The organism is Kitasatospora sp. NPDC057542, from assembly GCF_042801945.1.
Classification (GTDB): Bacteria; Actinomycetota; Actinomycetes; order Streptomycetales; family Streptomycetaceae; genus Kitasatospora.
Window position 1 is genome coordinate 1 of the sequence record NZ_JBHVFE010000689.1, and the last position, 3283, is coordinate 3283.

The 3283-nt window shown below is 69.9% G+C and carries 3 protein-coding genes and 1 pseudogene; 2 read left to right on the forward strand and 2 right to left on the reverse strand.

Annotated elements, in window-relative coordinates:
- The first annotated feature begins 399 nt into the window (after window positions 1–399).
- Window positions 400–924: a hypothetical protein gene (locus tag ACFU7Y_RS42115; RefSeq protein ID WP_380771720.1), complete on the forward strand. Its 525-nt coding sequence runs from the start codon at window positions 400–402 to the stop codon at window positions 922–924.
- Window positions 925–1203: 279 nt separating this feature from the next.
- Here ACFU7Y_RS42115 and ACFU7Y_RS42120 read toward each other — a convergent pair whose 3' ends face one another.
- Window positions 1204–1530 (reverse strand): hypothetical protein, encoded by a 327-nt coding sequence (locus ACFU7Y_RS42120; protein ID WP_380771722.1) that lies wholly within the window; start codon window positions 1528–1530, stop codon window positions 1204–1206.
- Window positions 1531–1617: 87 nt separating this feature from the next.
- Between ACFU7Y_RS42120 and ACFU7Y_RS42125 the strand changes: the two genes are divergently transcribed.
- Window positions 1618–2784: an IS630 family transposase gene (locus ACFU7Y_RS42125; RefSeq protein ID WP_380771724.1), complete on the forward strand. Its 1167-nt coding sequence runs from the start codon at window positions 1618–1620 to the stop codon at window positions 2782–2784.
- 208 nt (window positions 2785–2992) lie between these two features.
- Here the strand turns inward: ACFU7Y_RS42125 and ACFU7Y_RS42130 are convergent.
- Window positions 2993–3283: pseudogene (locus ACFU7Y_RS42130) on the reverse strand (IS701 family transposase); the annotation flags it as partial.

Sequence of the window (3283 nt, forward strand, 5' to 3'; positions counted from 1 at the left end):
GGGCGACGGCGCATTCAAGTCCGCCCGCTGGACAGCCCCCGACCGGATCACCGTCACCACCGACACCGGCGCCAAGGTCTACGCGGTCGACGCGGAGAGCGGCACGCCGACCGTGGTGGAAAGCACCGGCAACGTGGCTTCCCTCACCGCGCGTTGACGCCACGCGACCGGGCAGTGGAACCCGGGGGCCGGAAGTGGTACCAACGGGAGCGGGCCCCGGGGCTCCGGCCGTGACGACACCCGAGGGGGAGCGGCGGAACAGCGCGAAGCCCCGCGCGGTGACGCGAGGGAGCGGTGGCGGGCGCTGCCTCGACCGGTCCGGCGGCGGGTGATCGCGGCGGCCCGGCGCGGGCGTGTTTGCGAGGACCGGCGGGTCGCGGGCCGTGGCATCATGCCGCCATGACGACGAGCGAAGCCCACGCAACGGCGGCCGAGGCGGTGCAGGAGCTTCGGGAGATCGCCCACGGGTGGGTCGACGGCCGGCGCGTTGACCCGGAGCTTCTGGTCCAGGCCGCATTGCGTTCCCTGATCGCCGGCGTCGACACACCATCGCTGGTCCTCCTCGCCGCGCTTTTTCGCGGTGAGGAGGAGCAGGCCTTGGAACTGTTCGGCCAGGTGATGGACGAGCTCGGCTTCGGCTTCCACCCGCCCGAAGGCTACTGGGAGGGCCGGCTGGCGCTCGCCCGCTGGTGGGCCGCCGAGATCGTCGGCGGATGGCTCGACCCCGTCGAGGGTGCCGGACTCATCGTCGAGGACGTGGCCGAGGCCTACGGGAAGTGCGAGGAGTTGGGACCCATGGTCGATGCGATGGTGGCGCTCATGGACCCCGTCGGCGCCGCGTACCCGGACGACGTTCCCGCACATCTGACCCGGGCCGCCCACGAACTCCTGGCCCGCATCCCGCCCCCATCCACCCCTCTCTGACAGCAGGACGGCGCCGTGTCTGTCGGAGGTCGGCTTTCGTCGAAGCGTTCGACGCACGTCGAACGCCTCAGCCAGCGGCCTCTCGGCGAAAGCGGGCCCTCCACGACCACCGACAGCCTTGCAGGGCTACCTCGACCAGCAAGGCCTTCCACGCCTATGTTCCTGGCGATCCGTCAACTGATACGGCAGCGACCAAGGTGTCCGCCCCGACGCTTAGTGGTCGGCTCCGCAAGTCCTTCGGGGGTTGACGGCGGAGGTGGTGCTGTGGCTGGCGTCTGGTCAGATGTCGGGGGCGGCAAGGTGGAGCCGGCAGGCGTGGTCGAGTGCGTCTGCGGCGGTGCCCGTGGGGCTGCCGGTGGCCAGCAGGGAGTCCTCGTAGCGATCGCTGCTGGCGTAGTAGAGGGCGAAGCCCCACCTGCCGACGGCGCCGGTGTAGCACAGGCGCATCAGCTTGGCCCGTTCGCCGTCGGCCAGTTCGGCCTCCACGTAGGCGAAGGCTCCGCGGTGGCGGACGTGCAGCTGCTCCAGCTGCGGCCAGGCGGTGCGGGCGTGCTCACCGAGGCGCGCCTCCAGTGAGAGCCGGGTGTGTTCCGAAGGCGTGGGCATGGCGCCCATCCTGCCCGACAGGCCGGTCCTCGGATACGGCAGGCTTCGGCCTGTCGTGATCCACTTCTCCCGATCGGCCTGCCTGCCTTGCCCGTTGCCGCCGCCCGCCCCATAGCCTTGCGCACCGCCGAGCGCGAGCGACTGAAGAAGATGGCCTACGGCCACAAGACCGAGCACCGGTTACGGATGCGCGCGCAGGTGGTGCTGCATGCCGCACGCGGACGCTCCAACGCGCGCATCGCCCGCGAGACCGGCCTGCACCTGGACACGGTCCGCTGCTGGCGCGGCCGGTTCGCCGAGCACGGCCTCGGTGGTCTGACCGACCGCGAGCGGTCAGGGCGGCCGCCGTCGTTCACCACGCTGCAGGCGGCCCAGGTCAAGGCCCTGGCCTGTCAGCTGCCCGCCGAGACCGGCGTGCCACTCGCACGCTGGTCATGCCCCGAACTGGCCGGCGAGGCCGTCGCCCGGGCGATCGCCGGCTCGATCTCCGCCTCCACCGTGCGCCGCTGGCTCAACGACGACGCGATCAAGCCCTGGCAGCACCAGTCCTGGATCTTCATCACCGCCCCCGACTTCCGCGCCAAGGCCGAACGCGTGCTGGACCTGTACGCCCGCACCTGGCAAGGCCAGCCGCTCGGCCCCGACGAGTACGTCATCAGTGCGGACGAGAAGACCTCCATCCAGGCCCGCTGCCGCTGCCATCCCACCCTCGCCCCCGGACAGGCGAGAGCGATGCGCGTCAACCACACCTACGGACGCGGCGGCGCCCTGGCCTACCTGGCCGCCTACGACGTCCACGCCGCCAAGGTGTCCGGCCGCACCGAACCTCGCACCGGCATCGACCCGTTCATGAACCTGGTCACCCAGGTCATGACCAAGGAGCCCTACGCCAGCGCGAAACGCGTGTTCTGGATCGTCGACAACGGCTCCTCCCATCGAGGGCGGAAGGCCGCCGACCGGCTGACCGCCGCCTTCCCCAACGCCGTCATGGTCCACACTCCCATCCACGCTTCATGGTTGAACCAAGTGGAGATCTACTTCTCCGTCGTCCAGCGCAAGGTCGTCTCGCCCAACGACTTCACCGACCTGACCCAGGTCGGGGACCGGCTCCGAGCCTTCGAAGACCGCTACAACGCCACAGCACAGCCATTCCAGTGGAAGTTCACCACCTCCGACCTGGACGATCTGCTGGCCAGACTCGACCGACACACCGCCGATCACCAGGAAGCATCCTCGTTCCGTCTCGGCGCGTGATCAACCCCCGAAGGACTTGCGGAGCCGACCACTTAGTACTGCAACCGCAGTTATGGAGTGTGGCCTCGGCGTTTGTAGTGGCTGTGACGGGCCCGGGTCTGGCTTCGCCGCCGCCAGTACGACCAACGCAGATGATGGGCGGCGGTGAGGTGACGCGGACGGAGGAGCAGGCCGATGAGTCGGCGGATCTCCGCGACGGACAGGGGTATCAGGCCGTCGTGGCCGGATCGGGAGCCTCCTTTGACAGCTCGTGTGCGCGGATGGCGGTCAGGGCGGCGAGTGCGGCCATGGACAGGGTGATGTGCCGGTACCAGGCCTGGTAGCGGCGGACCTGGTAGTGGTCCAGGCCGCACTCGTTCTTCGCGACCTGGAAGCACTCCTCCACCTGCCACCTCGCCCCGGCGACCTTGGCCAGGTCCGTCAGCCGCGTGCCGGCCGGGCCATAGCAGACGTAGTAGGCGATCTCTGTCGGATCGCTGACGCTGCGCCGGGCGAGGAC

Excerpts from the sequence above, each read along its gene's own strand:
- ACFU7Y_RS42120 (WP_380771722.1), bottom strand. The coding sequence starts at position 1,530 with ATGCCCACGCCTTCGGAACACACCCGGCTCTCACTGGAGGCGCGCCTC.
- ACFU7Y_RS42115 (WP_380771720.1), top strand. The coding sequence starts at position 400 with ATGACGACGAGCGAAGCCCACGCAACGGCGGCCGAGGCGGTGCAGGAG.